Source organism: Rhodococcus sp. 05-2255-1e, from assembly GCF_002259025.1.
In the GTDB taxonomy this organism is placed as follows: domain Bacteria; phylum Actinomycetota; class Actinomycetes; order Mycobacteriales; family Mycobacteriaceae; genus Rhodococcoides; species Rhodococcoides fascians.
The window spans coordinates 1-18,165 of sequence record NZ_NOZE01000031.1 but is presented as its reverse complement, the minus strand read 5'-3'; the positions used below and the strand labels follow the sequence as shown (position 1 = coordinate 18,165).

Annotated in this window: 15 protein-coding genes; 7 read left to right on the top strand and 8 right to left on the bottom strand. The window is 61.8% G+C overall.

The genetic code is table 11. The annotated features are described in order from the left end of the window. The first annotated feature begins 28 nt into the window (after window positions 1–28). Genes CH262_RS18570 through CH262_RS18560 form a run of 3 tightly spaced genes read left to right on the top strand, consistent with a single transcriptional unit; the run spans window position 29 to window position 2,795 of the window. Complete coding sequence (locus CH262_RS18570) at window positions 29–688, top strand: SdpA family antimicrobial peptide system protein (protein ID WP_052049294.1); 660 nt, start codon at window positions 29–31, stop codon at window positions 686–688. Continuing rightward, window positions 685–1,725, top strand: coding sequence for a sporulation-delaying protein SdpB family protein (locus CH262_RS18565; RefSeq protein ID WP_141214631.1), 1,041 nt, complete (start codon window positions 685–687; stop codon window positions 1,723–1,725). Before CH262_RS18570 ends, CH262_RS18565 begins: the two co-directional genes overlap by 4 nt. After that, complete coding sequence (locus tag CH262_RS18560; RefSeq protein ID WP_032364822.1) at window positions 1,722–2,795, top strand: GAF domain-containing protein; 1,074 nt, start codon at window positions 1,722–1,724, stop codon at window positions 2,793–2,795. Before CH262_RS18565 ends, CH262_RS18560 begins: the two co-directional genes overlap by 4 nt. A 516-nt stretch (window positions 2,796–3,311) precedes the next feature. On the opposite strand, the gene CH262_RS18555 is transcribed toward CH262_RS18560, so the two are convergent. From CH262_RS18555 to CH262_RS18525, 7 genes are all read right to left on the bottom strand, one after another. After that, complete coding sequence (locus CH262_RS18555; protein ID WP_032364823.1) at window positions 3,312–5,216, bottom strand: hypothetical protein; 1,905 nt, start codon at window positions 5,214–5,216, stop codon at window positions 3,312–3,314. Between the two features lie 757 nt (window positions 5,217–5,973). Continuing rightward, window positions 5,974–6,708 carry a type 1 glutamine amidotransferase domain-containing protein gene (locus CH262_RS18550; RefSeq protein ID WP_052049296.1) on the bottom strand — a complete coding sequence of 245 codons (735 nt, stop codon included), beginning with the start codon at window positions 6,706–6,708 and terminating at the stop codon, window positions 5,974–5,976. Next, window positions 6,705–7,712 carry a cupin domain-containing protein gene (locus CH262_RS18545; protein ID WP_052049297.1) on the bottom strand — a complete coding sequence of 336 codons (1,008 nt, stop codon included), beginning with the start codon at window positions 7,710–7,712 and terminating at the stop codon, window positions 6,705–6,707. Before CH262_RS18545 ends, CH262_RS18550 begins: the two co-directional genes overlap by 4 nt. Further along, window positions 7,709–9,187 carry a pyridoxal phosphate-dependent decarboxylase family protein gene (locus tag CH262_RS18540; RefSeq protein WP_052049298.1) on the bottom strand — a complete coding sequence of 493 codons (1,479 nt, stop codon included), beginning with the start codon at window positions 9,185–9,187 and terminating at the stop codon, window positions 7,709–7,711. The genes CH262_RS18545 and CH262_RS18540 overlap by 4 nt, the downstream gene beginning before the upstream one ends. Then, window positions 9,184–9,495: a hypothetical protein gene (locus CH262_RS18535; protein ID WP_032364824.1), complete on the bottom strand. Its 312-nt coding sequence runs from the start codon at window positions 9,493–9,495 to the stop codon at window positions 9,184–9,186. Before CH262_RS18535 ends, CH262_RS18540 begins: the two co-directional genes overlap by 4 nt. Before the next feature lie 22 nt (window positions 9,496–9,517). After that, window positions 9,518–10,354, bottom strand: coding sequence for a hypothetical protein (locus tag CH262_RS18530; protein ID WP_052049299.1), 837 nt, complete (start codon window positions 10,352–10,354; stop codon window positions 9,518–9,520). Then, complete coding sequence (locus tag CH262_RS18525; protein ID WP_230591638.1) at window positions 10,305–11,297, bottom strand: DMT family transporter; 993 nt, start codon at window positions 11,295–11,297, stop codon at window positions 10,305–10,307. Before CH262_RS18525 ends, CH262_RS18530 begins: the two co-directional genes overlap by 50 nt. 74 nt (window positions 11,298–11,371) lie before the next feature. Between CH262_RS18525 and CH262_RS18520 the strand changes: the two genes are divergently transcribed. The 3 genes from CH262_RS18520 to CH262_RS18505 all read left to right on the top strand — a co-directional run bounded on the left by CH262_RS18520 (window position 11,372) and on the right by CH262_RS18505 (window position 14,555). Further along, window positions 11,372–12,247, top strand: a complete 876-nt coding sequence (locus tag CH262_RS18520) for a LysR family transcriptional regulator (protein ID WP_032364825.1) — start codon at window positions 11,372–11,374, stop codon at window positions 12,245–12,247. Between the two features lie 681 nt (window positions 12,248–12,928). Then, window positions 12,929–13,498 (top strand): MerR family transcriptional regulator, encoded by a 570-nt coding sequence (locus CH262_RS18510; RefSeq protein WP_303396048.1) that lies wholly within the window; start codon window positions 12,929–12,931, stop codon window positions 13,496–13,498. Between the two features lie 52 nt (window positions 13,499–13,550). Further along, window positions 13,551–14,555: a DUF6615 family protein gene (locus CH262_RS18505; RefSeq protein ID WP_141215919.1), complete on the top strand. Its 1,005-nt coding sequence runs from the start codon at window positions 13,551–13,553 to the stop codon at window positions 14,553–14,555. A 134-nt stretch (window positions 14,556–14,689) separates the two neighbouring features. Here the strand turns inward: CH262_RS18505 and CH262_RS18500 are convergent, their stop codons facing one another. Further along, entirely contained in the window at window positions 14,690–15,556 is an 867-nt protein-coding gene (locus CH262_RS18500; protein WP_052049301.1) for a phosphoadenosine phosphosulfate reductase domain-containing protein, read from the bottom strand. Between the two features lie 1,066 nt (window positions 15,557–16,622). Here CH262_RS18500 and CH262_RS28510 point away from each other — a divergent pair. Beyond that, window positions 16,623–17,378, top strand: coding sequence for a MinD/ParA family ATP-binding protein (locus tag CH262_RS28510; RefSeq protein ID WP_441344163.1), 756 nt, complete (start codon window positions 16,623–16,625; stop codon window positions 17,376–17,378). Window positions 17,379–18,165 lie beyond the last annotated feature (787 nt).

Genomic DNA, 18,165 nt, shown 5'->3' with positions numbered 1-18,165 from the left:
CAGCCACGTCCGAGCATGAGAGCCCGCCATGACAGACGTTCGACCCGAGCTGCACCAGATCGACGAGGCAACAGCGAGCACAATCGAGGCCGGTCGCGGCGAGTACTCGACTTCTATTGGGGCGCAACGTCGGCCACCGAAGGTGCTGATTGTTCTGCTCTTCGTGGTCGCCGCGGCAGTAGTAGTCGGCGGTTTCGCCTTCGCCATAGTCTTCACACTGCCCAGCAACGTCTTGTTCACACGCGACGGCGATCACCCCGTCCGGACGGCGTTCAACGCATTGGATCCACAGGACTGGGCATTCTTCACCCGCGATCCGGAAGGAACCCAGGTCGGTGCCTACACCGTCGACAGTGCCGATGCTGTCTACAGCCTGATGAAGACCCCACAGGGAGCGGTGACCAACCTCTACGGGCTATCGCGCACCCAACGGGCGCAAGGCCCCGAACTCGGGTTCCTCAACGCCGCCGTCCGAACCTGGTTGCCCTGCGACGACCCAACGGCCACATGCATTGTCACCGCTGCCGAGTCTGTTCCGGACGAGGTGACGAGCAACTCACCGATACCGACCGTCTGTGGAGACGTCGTCCTGACCGAAGAGCACACCACACCCTGGAGCTTCCGACGTCTCACGGACGAATATCGGAAAGTCACCGCAACCGCGCACCTGAATGTGCAGTGCTCATGATGACCACCGCTCGGCTCGAGACCGCAGGCACCATCAACGACACAGTGGAGTACGTCTACCGAAAAGTCTCCGAGCACGATCCTCGCAACAGGTGGTTCGGGACCGGCCGCACCGTCCTGGCGCTAGCTCAGCTGTCGATCCTGCTCTTCACCACCCCAGCTGCGTTGATGGTGCCGGTGATCGGACAGAACGATGCTCCGCATTGCGCCGGAGTGCAGAGCGCATCTCTGTACTGCCTCGGACACGACGCCATCCCACTGGAGTGGCGACACTGGGGCATGGCCGCAATCCTGCTGCTGGTGGCCACAGGGTGGCGTCCCCGAGTGACCGCACTCCCACATGCCTGGGTCGCCTACTCGATCGCCGGCAGCATCGCACTGCCCGACGGTGGCGAATCGGTCGTGCGCATCGTCTGCATCCTGATCGTCCCCCTTGCCCTCCTCGACGACAGAGGCTGGCATTGGCAACACCCCACCACCGAACCCAACCGGTGGATTCAACCCCTCTCGTACGCATGCCTGCTCGCGCTGCGACTGCAGCTGGCCTTCATCTACTTCGACAGTGCGATCAGCAAGTTCGGTGTCTCGGACTGGGTCAACGGGACCGCCGAGTACTATTTCCTGCGCGACAACGCATTCGGAGCAAGCTACCCACTCGAACCGATGCTGATCTGGACCTCGAACATACCGGCATTGGTGATCTCGATGACCTGGGGAGCACTGGTCATCGAACTGCTGATCGGAATCCTGTTTCTAGGCACGAGACGATGGCGCAAAGTGGGCCTGACACTCGACATCGTGCTACACGTCGGGATCATCGCGACCATGGGACTGTGGAGCTTCTCCACGATCATGATCGGATCCGCGATCATCGCCGCGATGCCCACCCGCCGGCGCACCACATTCTCGACGGACGGCACACGATCAACCCTCGACGTGAGCGAGCTCGATCGCGACCGAAGCCGCCGCCCCGATGTCACAGACCCCATCACCGCTACAGCGGGCCCTCCCGAAGCCATCGGGTCGGACGAGCGATGACGACCCAATCCACTCACCACGCCAGCCGCGACACGCGCCATCAGTGGCTGTTGATCGACACCCTCGGACCGCACGAACACACCGTGGTGGGAGTGGGCGACACCTCACGCCGGGCAACTCCACTACAGAAGTTTCTCCGCGGTTCCCACCGCACCGCGGCACTCGATGCGGTCCGCTCGGCATCCGATACGGGACGACGTCACGACGTCACGGCCGGCCGCAAGAGGGTGACCGCCGAGCCGATCCTCGATCACCGCGGTCGTACACGAGCTGTGTGGCTGCTCATTTCACCTGTCGAGGAGGCATCTGCAGCTCCGCCGTCCGCTCACGCCTTCGAATGGAATCTCACGCGAGGAACCGCAATCACGATGGCAGCGCCCCACCACGGCCGACAGCGTACTGTTGCCGACGCCATCGAGCCACATGATCTCGGCGTCGACGCCGCCCCAGCTCTGGGACACCTCGTGGCCGCACACGCCGACACAGCAGTGCAACTGACCACAGTGAAGGCCACTGCAGACCATGCGCAGCGCCGAGTGAACGTGACCGGTCGCATTCGCCTCGACCGCGCGACAGGAGACCGTGTGTTCCACGGCCTCTCGCACGACCTCGGACCCTCCCCGCTGCCACCCCAGAGCGCCGCTACTCACTTGTCGGACCTCATCGTTCACTCGCTCTTACGTCCCCAAGAACACCTTGCGATCGTCGATCCCGCCACGCTGATGTTGCTGGTTTGGCACACCGCACCGCCGCCCGGACTGGCGTGGAGAAGCATCGCCACTAAAGCGCGGCCCGTCATACACCCCGAAGACCTGCCGTGCGCACGACTTCTGGCGACAGCCGTACAACAACCTGCGGCCACTGCTCGAACGCCAGAGACAATTCGGTTGCTCCACGAAACCGGCCACTACGAGAAGTACGAAATCAGAGCTGCCCCATTGCCTCTGGGTGCGAAAGCGCGCGCAGCATTGGTCACCGTACGCAGAGTGGGTGAGGTCGGAGCCGGTAGCTCCGCAGATGTCGTGTTATACGACAACACCTTTCCGACCGCGGCATACTGTTCGCCGTGACCTTGAACGACGTCGATGAGGTTCTCTCAGGCCGTCGGCCACGGCGGTATCGAGCAGGGAGGGGCCGTATCTGGTCGATTACCATCGAAACCACCGTTCACGGACGCGGCATCACACAGCGCACCCACGTTTCGGCGAGCAGATTACTGCGCTGCAGGCCCGCCGGCGCGGACATGTCTGTCGCCCACCGGCCGCACAGGCGAGCGGTCGTGCATTTGACCAGCGAACTGTGAGAGAACTGGCCCGTGACCTTCGAGCCACTTAGCTCTATTCGACCCGCTTCAGCAACAGCGACGGACAGGCGAGAGATCGGAAGGTCTCGCGATGGACGTCAAGGCCCCTGGGCTTCTTCACGCATGGGCGAAAACTGGACGGGGACAGTGGATTTGCTGCCTAAGTTTCAAAATTCCGATCGGCAACGGCAAGGGGTACCTTCAGCTCGATCACCAATGGTGCCCCGCCGACGCCGCCCAGCCCGTCGAGTAGCTACCGGAGCGGGGTGTTCGGGCTGGCCGATCAGTCTTGTTCTGTAATCGGTGTTTTCCGATGGGCAAGTGCGTTACTCATCAACGCATCCATCCATTCCCGTGTCATGTCCAAGCCTGAGTGGTTTTCCAGCAGTTCAGCTGCGGTAGCCGCCACCTTCTGTGAGAAGAGAGCCAGAATGCTGATTGACTCGTGCGCCACCAGAGTCGTCACCACATTCAGTGCGTCACCACGCGCTCGCTGCAAGGCGTACGGCTCGTCCGCGTCGAGCTGCAAGTCCTTCAGGAGCTCTCTAGCGCCTTCCCAATTAGGCTTTTTGTGGGCGTGCGCGTACGCGCCCAACACTCGATTCCAAGCCGACAGTCGACCCCACCCGGCGGCCTCTATCCACCGCTGAGGCTTGTTGTGCACGGATTCTTCAAGGCGCTCCGCTTTCGCCGGTTTCGTCCGGTGGACCCTGGATCGAGCGATTTGCTCTAGCGTGCATCGAAGCGAAGCCATCGCCCGGTCGTCGTCTTCCAACCACAACCAGTATGCGGACCGCAACGTCGACGACACCAGAGCCAGGGGAGTCGATGCTGCTGGTATCAGAGGACCGTTGCGTGTCCACAGAGCAGCAAGAGCCGCCAACTCGGCAACCACGATGTAGTTCGTCCCGCGCGAGGCCACCGAGTCAATGTTGAAATCGTCGCCTAGTTCGTCTCGCTCGGCGGCGAGGGCTCGTAGCGCAAACGATGCACTCGCCTGGCGATGAGCGCCGAAGGCTAACGTCGCAAGCTCGTCGTCCCGATACAAGCGACCTGCGGGCCGATGATTCCAGGCCAGCGACTCGTACGTGGATCGTTGATCGTCTAGGTAGCGAACAAACACCGGCAAGAGGCCTTCATCGGGCGACAATGGCATGACGGTAGGCAATCTCGGCAGTACGAACGATGACGAATACGGGAGGGCATCGTCTGGTGGTTCTTCACCCGCGACGTCAGCCGAAGGCCGTACGGCAAGGTTGATACTTGCTATCAACGTCACGGCGTCCTCGGGATCGCCCTGCCGATACAGGCCAGCAGCCGTCATGTATTGAATCTGGGTAAGGCTCAAGCTCAACGCATCCGCTATGCAGTCCACCGCGCCGTATACGACACTTGGTACATCGAATCTGCTCAGGAGCGCGGCCGACTCCCACCACATGGCTTCCTCGAAGAGTCGCGCATGCATTATTTCGCTGAGAACGCCGTAGACGACGGCTGGGCATACTTCACGTCCGTTCGCCAGGACGACGTGCTTATGAGGCGCGGTTGGCTCCTCTGTGCTTGCGGAGCTGTCGTCGCCCTCGATATCTTGCGCAGTAGTCGGGTCTGCGTCGCCCTCGATGTTGGATGATTCCGGCGGTGCGCCAGGATTTGGCATGCGCTCGGCGTATGCGGTCCACGCACGCGCAATGAAGTCCTCCACTTTTTCAGACGGATGTTGCTCGACTCCGACGACAGGTGCCATGACCGCAGTCCATCGTTCGAGTTGTTGTCGGGCGATCGTGGCAGCGGCCACCACTTGTCCTGCGAGAAGCAGTCGGGTGGCCGCGACGCAGCTGTCCACTCCCCAGCCGAGGTCGTGAGGCCATTTGCCATAATAGGCTGACGGTGCGCGATCCAAAGTAAGGTTCAGCTTGCGATGCGCGATATCCAGTATTGCTATCGGTGCCAGAAAAAGGATTGCTTCGAATCGGAATCCATCCGGCAGCTTCTCCGTGTTCTTCATCCTGACGTTGTGGCGCGCAATCAGAGTCTCGGCCAATCGATCGGGTCCAGATCCGCACATGCGCTCGTAATCGCGCACGTTGGTGCCGACTCGCCGTCCACGGTCATCTTTGCGCTTCGCTTTGCGTTCTGCGCTGCTCAGATGGTCCATATCGCCAGGCGACGGAATGCTTGCTCTGTCCATTCGTGCAGCCTACGAGGTCGAGCAATGCTAGGTCGCCGAATGCAGTCAGCCAGCTGTAGAGTGGTCCCAGCATGCACGACGCCTCCGGGGTGATTGAGGCGAGGTCTTGAATCGTTTTGGCCGGTGATCCGGGAAGTGCTATCGCAGGTATCGAAGCGGTCAATTCCGTAAGGTCTGCCGGGCAGCGGCGCGGCAGAATTGATGCGACAATAGGACTACTTAAAGTATCTGCCTTCTACTCTTCGCAGAGTTCGTTATCATCGTTTGGAGGAATGGGTTGCTCAAGCGAAAAGGTGAATTACCTGCTATAATTGGTGGATGCCGGAAAAGCATCGGTAAATCTATTGAATGGAGGACCTATTTGAATCGTGATAGATAAATTATACACCTTAGCGGCGATCATTGTTGCCGTGACAGAAGTAATTAAGGCAACAACGGGATTGGTTGTAGCAGCGTCTACATTGATCCCTTCGATATTAATGTTGATTTGCATTATTTCGGCGCTTTAATCGATGGAAAGACCCGTCACTCGACCTAAGGTGGCGGGTTTTCTGTATCTGTAATGTCAGTTGTCATGGTCGTGTTTTCGTTTCGGTCGGTCAGTGGTTAAGAATGCTGGTCGTGGCGACTTCGGCCAAGACGTCAATCAGGTGCTGACAGACAGAATAGGCCTATAAAATTCTAAATCCCACGCACGTTACAGCGTTCCGAGCAGTTCCATCCAGGGACAAAGCCGAGAGGTCAACCGGCCGGTGAACTAGCGAGTTCCTGAACGGGTAGTCGAACTGGAGTAGTTTGCGATCCGTTGGGTCAGCTGTTCTGCGACCGCCTCGGTGGAGGCGGGGTTCTGTCCGGTGATGAGGGTGTCGGTGATTTCGATGTGCTGCTGCCACGGGTGTCCTGCGGTGTACGTGCCGCCCCGGCGCCGGATTTCCTGCTCGACGGTGAAGGGGAGCGTGCCGAGCAGTCCTACATCGGCTTCCTCTTGGTCCGAGAAACTCGTCATCGTCAGGGCTGCATACGGCCACGTTGCTCCGGATGCGGTGTCGGCAAGCAACGCCGCAGTTCCATGGCAGACCGTCGCGATCGGGGTCCCCTCCCGTCGGAGCGCGCGGAGAAACTCTCCAACGTGAGAGTTCTTGTGCAGGTCCACCACTGGCCCGTAGCCGCCGGGCACAAAGATCCCGTCGACGGTAGAGGGGTCAACCGTTTCGAGCGCGGCCGGCGCGCGCAAATTCTCGCTCAGACCGGATAGGTACGTTCTGTACCCGTCAGGGTCTGGGCTGTGAGGGGCGTGCATGCTGTCGGGTTCGACGTGCGCAGCGCCGCCGCCGGGTGTCGCGATGATCGTCCGTATGTTTGCGGCCGTGAAGATTCGATGGGCTGTGATGAACTCTTCGGCCCAGAAGCCGCATGGTCGAGTGGAGCCGTCATTGAGCGTCAGGATGTGGGCTTCGGACAGCAGGATCGTGATGGTCGACGTTGGTGTCACCGTTGTGCGTCTTTCTCTTCGCGGTAGAGACCGAGGGCGGTCATCGCGGGCGCGTCGTTGAACTCGAACAGCACGGCTGGAATGTCGGTGTCGTTGACGTAGCTGACAGTCGACCACGATGGAACGGCGATGCTGTCTCCTTCGCTGCACCGGAACGGCTTTCCGTCGACGTGGATGGTGGACAACCCTTGTGCCCCGATCAAGACGGCGGAAGCGGTGCGCCGCATCGGTTGTGTTCGGATCCCTGCAGGTAGGAGTGTGAATGCAGCATCGATGACCGGTGTGACAGGGTCGTGGGTTCCTTCTGCGTGCAGGGTGTGTCGGTATGCGTGGTGCGGGTCGGCCTCGTGGGTCCGCTGTTGCTCACCGAGGGCGCGAAGTACGTTGTCCCACTTGTAGAGCAGCGGCTCGCTCAGGTTTCGGTGGTGTCTGTCCTGCGCGAAAATGTGGGGCTCGAGGTGGGTGTTGTCGGTGTGGAGCTCGAACTGTGTCGCGGCGAGGGCGGCGACGAGGGGGTCGTTGGTGCAGTCCTGCCAGATGGCGGGGGAGTCGGTGGGGCTGTCGTTGCCGTGCTCATGCCATTCGCCGGCGGGGGTGATCACCACGTCGCGAGGCTCGAGATACATCTTGGTTCCACCGACGGCCGTCCATGCCCCGTCACCCTCGTGCATGTAGCGCAGGGCCGTCGGCGCGTGCCGATGCGGGGTCATACCTTCACCGCGGTTGATGATCTGCAGCCCCGAATAGAGATATCCGACGGCGGCCTCGCGGGCATGGCCCGGATTGGCGAGGGTCAGTACCCGTAGAGCTGCTCGGTCGCCCTTGACCATGTCGGCTGCCGCGATCGCGAGCGGTCGAAGCTCGGCATAACTCCAGTGCACGGCATGGGAGTCGGGGGCCGGGGCCCACGGCAAGTTCTCGTTGGCCGCGGACCACCGCCCGATGGCGGATATTGCTGCCGCCTTCTCGTGCAGCATGGCCTCGGTGGAAATGGTGGTGGTCACGACGCGGATACCTCCTGTTGGGTGACGGTCACTGAAGCGAGTGGACGGGGTGTGCCGACGACGGCGTCGGCTGCCTCGGTGAGCTCGGCAACCAGTTGGTCGATGTGGTCGGCAGTGGTGTGGATGTTGCCGATGGACACTCGGATGACGTAGTGGCCGTTGAGCTCGGAGTGGGAGAGCAGCGTCCGGTGGGTGCTGTTGACGGTCTCGAGGATCTTCCGCGTCGCCTGTCCGTCGGCAGAGGAGATCCGGAGGCAGAGCAAGGGGAGCGGCGAATCGTTCGCGAGATGCCACCGCGGGTCTGCGGCAAGGGCGTCTCGCAGCCTCGTCGCCAGGGTGAGACTGTGTTCGAGTCGAGTTCGGATGCCTCGTATTCCGAAGGCGCGCAGGGTCCACCACAGTTTCAGAGCTCGGAATTGTCGCCCAAGGTTGAGGGTGTAATTCATGTAGTCGATACCGCCGGTGGTGTCGGTACGCAGGTATTCGGGAACCAGTGTGAAGGCGGCTTCGAGTGCTCCGGGGTGACGGCAGAACAGTGCCCCGCACTCCATAGGGGTGAAGAGCACTTTGTGTGGGTTGGCGACGAGAGAATCGGCGGCCGCGAGTGACGGAAGGACCTGCGCGATGGCCGGGGCTATGCGCCAGAAGCCTCCGTACGCGGCGTCGACGTGCAGCCACACTCGGTGGTCGCGGCACACGGCCGCAATCGCCTCGACCGGGTCGAGAGCACCTGAAGTGGTCGTACCGACGGTGGCGACAACAGCGATCGGTGTGTAACCGTCCGCGACGTCCGATCCAATGCGAGTCGACAGAGCAGCAGGATCGAGTTGGCCGCTAGCGTCGGTGGGTAGGCGTACGACATTGTCGAGCCCGATGCCGAGAGCGATCGCAGCTTTGTCGACCGACGAGTGGGCCTGGTCGGAGGTGTAGATCCGGCCGGGTTTCTGGCCGGATGTTCCGTGATGTCGAACCTCGGGCTGTGCCCGGTGGCGGGCGGCGGCCAACGCGTAGAACGTGCCCAGTGATGCACCGTCGACGAGCAGTGCGTCTGCGGCGGGGTAGTCGAGCAGTTCGGCGAGCCATCTGGTGACGGTGTCTTCGACGGCGGCAGCCGAGGGCGCGCTCTTCCACAACATGACGTTGACGTTCAATGCCGCAGCGGTCATCTCGGCGAGGATGGCCGGTCCGGAGGAACTGTTGCTGAAGTAGGCGTGGAATCGTGGATGGTTCCAGTGCGTCAAATGCGGAACGACGTTGTTCCAGGTGTCGTCGAGTATGTCGGCGAAATCTGTTGCCTCGGATGGCAGCTCGCTGTCGATCGCGTCGGCGACATCGGCCGCATCGGCCGGCGTCGTGACGGGCACGTCGTCGAGCGCGGCGAAGTGTCGACATATTCGATCGAGGGTGTCGGTGCCGAAGGCTTTGAGCTGCTCGGGAGTCCAGTCGCCAGTCGGCTTTGTTGGGTCGGGGGTCATTCGACGTCGACCGGCAGCTCGTGGGCGAAGACGACCTCGCGGGGGCGTTCGCAGTACCGGCGGTAGAAATCTTCGAGTAGTGGCGTCTCCGATTCGATGAGGTGCGTGGCGTGCTCGGCGCTTTCCCAGGGGTAGGTCATCGTTACGCGTTGGGGGTCCGATGCGTGCTGGAAGAAGCGCGCGTGGCCCGCCCACCCCGGGTGGTGGTGTGCGTTGTCGTCGAGGAGTTCGTCCATTTCTTGCAGGACCGAGAGGGCGTTCTCGGCCGCTTCGGCGGTCAGGTGCCAGGTTTCGATGACGGTGATCATGAGAGGGCGAAGCCTTTCTGTTTCAGTTGCTCTGACCGGTGCTGTCGAAGTGCTCTTGCAGCAGTGAATCGCCGCCGGGGACGAATCGTTGGCAGATGAGTTGGTGGGCGCGCCGGTTCTCGGCCTGGCTCTTCCAGAGCCGTCGTGCGGAATCTGCTGCGACGCCGGGAAGTTCAGCCGTCTTGAGTGTTGTACGGACGATCTTGGCGCGGGTGAGCATCACGTCGTGATCCCGGTTGAACACGGCGGAGAACCCGGGTTCGAGCCAGGGCGGTTCCATGGATGGCCGGACGAAGTCACGGTAGATCTCCGGTGAGAAATCGGACGCGTACCGCATGCTCTCGGTCGCCCCGGCGTAGAGAGTCCCTAGTTCGGTGAGTTGGTGGGCGAGAGCGGGCCACTGCTTGTTTGCAAGGCACTCCAGCACTGCCGCGAGCCGGCTGTTCATGGATATGACGAACAGGTGGAACAGGTGGTGGCCCTTCTTCCAGCGTGTGATCGCTTGTCGTGCAGCGTCGTTGGGAGCCTGCGGGGTGCGATCGTCCGTGCTGTGGTCTGCCGGCGCTGCCAGCGGGGAAGGATCTCGTCCCTGTGCGGCCACAGCTGCTGCGGCGGAGGCGTCGCCGACGACTACGGCCAGGGCGTCGAGTAGGCGGAGTCGTGAGTCGTTGTCCAGAGTGGACTGCGGCAGATCTGTGGTGATGGCGGTGACGACGGTCAGTGCGCTGACCGCCCACGCGTGCGGGTCGGCGCTGCGGGAGATCCTGAAGTAGGTGTCGTATTCGGCGCTGCGGGCGACGGGGATGGTGCTATCGGTGGGTAGGACGACTCGATCGATGCTCGTCGGAGATGGGGTCATGAAGGCCTCTTCCGTGGCTTGAAGTGGAGTCAGGGTGGTGGGGGTGTCGGGTTGCGGTCCAGACGGCTCCGACGACGACGGCGGCTCCGGCCAGTTGAATCCAGGTGGGTCGCTCGCTGAGGACAACGAATCCGAACGCGATAGCCAGCACAGGCTGCAGCAGGAGTAAGGCCGCGACGGTATTAGCCGCCAGCGATCGGGATCCCGAACTGATGAACAGCCAGGCGGCAACCTGTCCGAGCAAAGCGAGCGCGATCATCCATCCCCACGCGGCCGCGGAGATGTCGAGATCGAGGTCTCCGAGGCCTGCCGAGACAATGCCGGCAGTGACCGTTGCCGATGCGGTGGCCACACAGATCGGGGTGACCAGATGGCTGGGGCTTCGCTGGGTGGAGCGGCGGTTCAGGAACAGGTAGGCCGCGTACGCGGCACCGGCGGAGATTCCCAGGATGGACCCGCGGAGCGCGTTGTCGGCTCCTGTTCCGCCGATGAGTCCGCCGGCGAGTGCAACGCCGAGCAGCATGCAAGGCACCGCCATGAGGAATCGTCGGGGGATTGCGGTTCGATCGACGACGAGCGCGATCAGCGGCAGCACGACGACCTGGACATTGATAAGGACGGTGGCGATCGAGGCACCGACGTCGAGGATGCTCGCGGTCCACATCACGTAGTCCGCTCCGAGGAAGACTCCGGCACCAATGGCCATGGGATACAACCTCGTCGGCATTGCGCCGCGTCGGTGAAGTTCCCACAGCGCCATCGGAACGAGAGCCGCCAGCGCGATAAGACATCGTAGAAATGCCGCCGTCCCCGAGGTGACATCGGCGAGTTTGACGAAGGTGGCGGACAGCGACAGCGACGCGGCACCGGCGATGACCAGCGCCGCATTCCCGCCCACCCCCCGATCGGCGGCGTCAGCTCTCGGTATCGCGGTTCTGGTCACCTGGTCAAGGCAACCAGTTACAAACCGATAAGTCTACTAGCCAGTTCTACCGCTAAAACAGTAGTATCACTTATATGTTGTCGTGGGATCGGATGAAAGTTTTCGCCGCAGTAGCCGAACAAGGTTCTGTCACTCGAGCTGCAGAATCTTTACACCTCACCGGACCTGGAGTGTCGCAACACATCCGCAAGTTGGAGAAGGAAGCCGGCACCACCCTGGTCGAGAGAGAGGGAAGGTCGATACGGCTGACCCCCGCCGGTCGCGCACTGGCGACACGTGCGGCCGCCATGTCCGCTCTCGCCGAAGCCGCAGAAGACGACCTTGCCTCGATCGATACCGACGTTGCCGGAGCGCTGAGAGTAGGCGCGGTCGCAAGTGCATTACGTCGGCTGGTGGTCCCAGCTCTGGCAGACCTCGCTCGCACGTATCCACTGCTGCGCCCCGAGGTCGTCGACGGAGAAGGAATCGATTTGCTCGACCGCCTCCAGCACCGCACCCTCGATCTCGTCGTCTTCGAGTCCTGGGACCATCGGCCGGCGACGGTCCCCGCAGGTATCGACGTCCACACCCTCCACACCGAGGATGTACACCTCGCGGTACCGATCGAGGATAGCCGTGAGATGGCAACCCTCTCCGGCGAAACGGAATCGATCTGGACGGTATGCCCATCAGGGTCGGATGCGCACTCCGCGCTCGTGCACGCATTGCGCGAAGCTGGAGTCGAACCGACGATCCGCTACGAGGTGTCCGACTATTCGACCCAACTGGCCCTCGTCGAAGCAGGTCTGGCCGTCGCGCTGGTTCCGGACACCGCGCGAGTCCGAACGGCCGGGGTGCGGTATCTGCCGACCGAGCCGGCCGTGACGCGTTCGTTGCGTGCGGCGAGCTCGACCCGAATCCCGGCTGTCGGCGCGCTCCTGAATGCGATGAACGTGATTCTCGCAGGCTGATTCCGCGGCCGACCTGCACCCGTAACGCTCGGTTCTCAGGACTGCTCAAAAGGTAACGGGCAGGCATATGACATCTGCGAAACAGGTTGTATGGCAGTGATTGTCAGGGCGCAGGTATGCGCTAGATCCGGGTTCACGGCCACCGGAAGCGCGGGAGATCGCGAATGCTGAACGTCGGCAGGGCGACGGTGGTGGCCGAACACTGTCCGACACGCCCGTGGGATCAAGCTTCGTAGAATTCCCCTATTCGGGGAATTCTACGTTCCGTTCAAGACCTCCGCCATCGGTGCCACAATCGTTACGGTGCGGCGATGAACAGCATCACGCCCCATGAAATGACCCCACTCAGCCCGATTGCATCGGCAGGTTTGCTCGGACGAGCGGCGACGACGTGCTGAACTTCTGCTCCCTGGTAGTGGCAGTCACTGCCGTTATAGCGATCCGTTCCTTCACGGAGTTCCGATCCAGGCGGGTCACGATAGCCGTCTTCCTCGCGGTGTTTCTGCTCTTCAGGTTCGGTGTTCCTCGTCTTACGCCGTTCATCGGATGGCTGCTCGGTTTGTCCACCGAGTAACGGTGCGGGCCAAACGTGCAGAGCTGGCCCGCTGGCCGGGAGAGAAAGGAGAGTGATGTCGAGCGGTATCGTGCATCGAACGATCGATTAAAGGGTGGGTGCGAGTTGTGAGCTGCAGCGAACAGGGTTCGTTCGAGGACATCGTGCCGGGGCTTTTCAAGACCTCGAACGGCATCGCCGACGACGCCGTGAACGGGTGTCCGGGGTACAAATCGCCCCAGGTCCAGCAAGTGACTGGGGTAACGTACCGCCAGCTCGACTACTGGGCCCGTACAGGGCTTGTGTCACCGTCGATCCGCGCTGCATCCGGTTCGGGATCGCAAAGGATGTATGCCTTCTCCGATATCGTGGTGGTCAAAGTGATTCGTCGCCTGCTCGAGGCCGGAGTGTCTTTGCAAAATGTACGCATTGCGATCGAGTGCCTGCGTGCGCGTGACGCCCAGGGTCTGGCATCTGTGACCCTGCTCTGCGACGGTATTTCGGTGTACGAGTGCACATCTGACGACGAGATTGTGGACTTGTTACGCGGTGGGCAGGGCGTGTTCGGCATCGCGCTCGGGCATACAGTCGCGGACGTGGCTGCCGATATCCGTGCGCTCCCTGCAGTCGCTGCGGGAAGCGGCAAGGTCGCCGGGATCGACGAACTGCGATCGCGACGCGACCGCAGGACCGCTTGAAATCGACTACGGAATGAGTAGACACCCTCGGACCAACCATATGGTCCATGCAATGAATTTCGCTGCTTCCGACACGTGGGACCTGATGGAGACGGGAATTGCAGGCGGCATCGGACCTGGAGAAGAGACGCTCACCGATCTCAATTTGATTCGGTTGCAGACTCACATTCCGTCGTTGCGAGTGACGAAGTTCGACAAGGCTGTCGAAGCGGGAAACGGCGCAGATTGGGAGTGGTGGATCGGTTCTTCGGCCGAGGAGCGGTGGATCAAGCTCCGAATTCAAGCGAAACGCGCAAGTCACGATGCCGACATGTACGAGCAGCTCGGACACACAGTGAAGGGAGTCAAGCAATACGACAACCTGATCTTCAAGAGCCTGACCGAAGATGCAATTCCGCTGTACGTCTTTTTCAACGGGTGGCCCGAGGACAGGTTTCTCGTGGGAGGCCACTATCACGATGCGATCGCACAAAACCTCAGAGCGGTGCACGGTGGGCACGTTCCGTACCCGTTGTGGGGCTCGTTGGACTGGGGGTGTGCAATAGCCGCGGCGCAGAAAGTCAAAGCGATCCACGGCGATCCATCGGTATCGGACTTCCCGGCGGCTCTCATCCCCAGGAGACGCCGCAAAAACAAGCGCTACATCCCCCGCTATCTCGTGCACTCGACCCCCTGGGCATACCTCCTGCACTCCGGATCTGGAGGCGCGACACCCACAATTCGACAGGTGGCCGAAAATCTTCACCATATGGAGGGAAACAGATCGCCGCTCACCGACGACGCCTTCGAGGAAATGACCCATCCTCTGCCGTCAAGAGCAGCCGAGCAGGCCGCCTACAACGGCGGGTTCTCGATCCGGAAATCTCTCACCACAGTCGATGAAGCGCGCCATGCTGAACGTCTCGTCACCGCGAGGGAATTCGCTCGCGAGATCGGCAGAGACGATCTCGTGGGTCGGATGCTGAACCTGACAGATGAGACCGAGCGGACAGGACCGGGATATCGACTGTTGTTGGAGCTCAACCCTGAAAGCTCATTTTTCATGAGCCAGGGATAGCGGCGGTCGCCGGATGTGAGATCTCCTGGTTCGACACGAAAAAGTAGTCGGAGGCCACCGTGTGGTGTGCCTCCGACTCACCCTGTGCAATCTCAGTACCAGGAATGCTACACGCGCACAGTCGATATGGCGATCTACACGAACTCGCGTATTCGAGGGAGCACTGCGGCGATCTCCTCGAACAGGCTCGGCCAACCTCGACGCAGACGAGTGACCCTGCCCGATTCGAGAAAATTTCCGTCGAGAATGTGTGAAACCCGCAGATTCGCTGCAGGTGCGCCCAGCGCGGCCAGTTTGGCGTAGACAGGGTTGCTCGGAAGCTCGTGCTGATGGGAATAGGCCAGCACATCGTCCGCGGACCAGTCCCACACCGGACCATAGGCCACAGTTCCATCGTTGCGGCGAACCGTCCCCCCGTGGTGTCGACGCTGCTCCGCTTTGTTGCTGCAGCAGCTCGCGCCTTGGCAGCGCTCGTTGATCTCACGTGCGAGAGCGGAGTAGTACATCGACCACCTGCCGGTTCCTTTCCTGGATTCGTCTGCCCGCACGCCCCAGACCTCCCCGTCACCGAATTTGGTGTGCGCAGCCCGGGCAGGCTGCGCAATCAAGGTCTCGAAGCCTCGCGCGGGTACATGAGCCGACGGGCTACCGCCGTGGTCCCATTCCCCGGTCCGGGCCATCACAGTCAACAGCGTTGGTTCAGCGCGAATGATGTGCAGGTCCAGTCCCAGCTTCGTCGCAATCTGCTCGACGTAGGCGTAGGTCTCGGGGTATTCGAGACCGGAATCGAAAAAAGCTACCGGGACATCTGGGTCCGCCTGACGGGCGAGATCAACAGCAACGACGGAATCCTTTCCACCGCTGAATGCGACGTACCCATCGAATTCGTCGAGGTGTTCGGCCACGCGATCGACGATCGTCGAAATGTCATGTCGCGAGGATCGAAGGGACCGCAGGCGAGTGAGATCGAGGCCGTCGAAATCGTTGCTACGCACCGCCACAACGATAGTCGGGACACGGACACTTCAGACTGGACGAAGCAGAAGCTGCTACCCCGAACAGGCGGAATTACCGGTTACACAATGGGCGTCCGTGTGGTCGCTCGGCAGCAGTTTTCGGGTTGTTCGAGGTGTCCGGTGCCGGTGTTATGTTCGCCCGGATATCGTCCGTTGAATGAGCAAGAGGAAGAGGTGGCGACCGATGAGTCCCACAGAGTCCGACCCAGGCAGCGCGTTGCCCCGGTGGGTAGTTGATCCGTCGGCGGCGAACAATGCGACCGATCAGTCGAACGATTCCGAGCCAGAAGGGGGGTCGGAAGATCGCCACGATGGGCAGGACAGTGACCTCCTCCAGGACTCAGGTGCAGGTCAGCCAGAACCCGCCCGTGAACAGCCTGTAGCCAGCGAATTCGTGCCAATCGACGCACCCAGAATCGCAGCCGACAACGCTGATGAAAACGTGTCAAAAAACGTACCCCAAGCCCGGTCCAAAGTCGCATCCGAAATCGTGCCGAGAGACCGGCCCAGCGCCGCACCCAGCAGCTCCCCCTCGGCGAGCCAGCCCAATTCTGGTGCTCATCGACCCACCTCGGAGCCGGCCCCACGGCCGCCGCGCGTCAACGATGGTCAGGTACCAATACCGGACCGGCCCTCGGCCTGGCCAGGGCAGGGCGGCTCCGCACCCGCTGTTGAGCAATGGCACACCAACAAGTCGGCCGGCAGTTCAGCACCGACATCTCACCCGGAGCCAACAAGCGCCCCCGACTCTCCGGCAGTGACAGCTCATCGCCCCTTCACCTCGCAGCCCGTTCAGTTGGTAGAACCAGTGCCCACAGCAATTCCGACAGCAAGGCCGACAGCAGCTGTTGCCCCTCCGCGGTCGATCGACGAACTGGAGCTGATCCGCCGTGCGCAACTGCCACCTAGCAAAGGTTGGCGACGATGGCTCTACCGACTCTCCTTCGGTTCAGCCAATCCCGGCCAGTCGCCGGCTGAACTCGAGTACGAGCAGCTCCTGCGCCGCGTACGGCAACCGGTTCGAGGGAACTACAAGATCGCAGTCCTCTCCATGAAGGGCGGGGTCGGAAAAACAACCACGACAACAGGGCTTGGATCGACCTTCGCAGCACTGCGGGGCGACCGCGTCATTGCCTATGACGCCAACCCAGATTTCGGGACGCTCGCGTACCGCATTCACCGAGACAGTGACCGCACAGTGCGAGACTTGCTCGCGGACAAAGAAGTACACAGCTACTCCGACGTACGGAGCTACACCTCGCAAGCGCGAAGCAGGCTCGAAGTTCTTGCAAGCGAGCGTGATCCGTCCGTTTCCGAAGCATTCAACGAGCACGACTACACCGCCGCACTGCGCATCCTCGAACAGTTCTACAACATCATCTTGACCGATTGCGGCACCGGTCTCATGAACTCGGCCATGGCAGGCGTCCTCAAAGAAGCCGACGCACTGGTCCTGGTCTCCTCCGCAGCCAAGGACGGAGCACGCAGCGCTGGGGCGACCCTCGAATGGCTGTCGCGACACGGCTTCGACGACCTGGTCAAACGCACCGTCGTCGTCATCAACGAATCACGGAAGGGCTCGACCGCCCTCGATGTCGAGCAACTCAAGTCCTACTTCGCAGAACGCACTCGCGCCGTCCAGGTCGTCCCGTACGACGACCACCTTGCCGAAGGCGACACCATCGATCTCGAGTTACTGGGCAAGCCTGCACAACGCGCGTTCGTTGAGCTGGCTGCTCTGCTCGCCGACGACTTTCCTGCCAACGTCGGCCGGCACGCACCAGCGCCCGGCCCGAGTCCTTGGTGAGTTGGACTGTGCCGGTGAAAGTTGGCCTGTCCGTAGTGTCCGGGCGCGCCGTTAGAGTACAGATATGGCCGAACTATCAAGGGGCAGAGCAGCGCTCGACGTTGTGACGACCGCCTACGAGGCCGCGACAGGATTTGCGGTTTCGTGGCCACCAACCGGAGTTTCAGGTGACTCCGCGTGCGCGCGGTGCGGTGGCGCGACAGAAGGTTCCGGACGGCGAGTGCGTGAGACTGTGTCGAGAACGTTCACCGGGTTCGACGGGTGGGTAGACGTTGCGGCTCCTACGATGTGTCGCGTCTGCGTTTGGGTGTACACGACAACGGCACTTCGCTCGGACCTCCTGCTGGTCACCAGCGATCCACGGCGTGCCACGAAATTGTCGAAGACCCGCTTACGTCGCGTTCTGGGACAAGCGATCTCTCCGACGTCCGCCGTCGTCGTTCCGTTACGTCCTGGGCGCAAGCACATTCTTCCTCATGCCCGGTGGGGTCGGGTCGCCGTCGACGACATCGCGCTTCCATGGACAGAGCACGACGCGGAACGCCTGAGCGCAGTCGTGCGATTGCGACGGCGAGGGTTCTCCCTGGCCGCCCTTGCGCGCGCAGCGCCGGCATTCAGCACGCTCAAGAACATTCCGCATCGAACGTGGACGTCTGTGTTCGCGGATTGGGACAGCCTCGATCCGTGGCGAGTGCTTCTATCAACTTCGCAACACGTAACTGCGAAAACGTTCGCGAGACAGGCGCGCGTTGGCGAGCACATCCGAGGTCCCACATCGCCCCCCGCT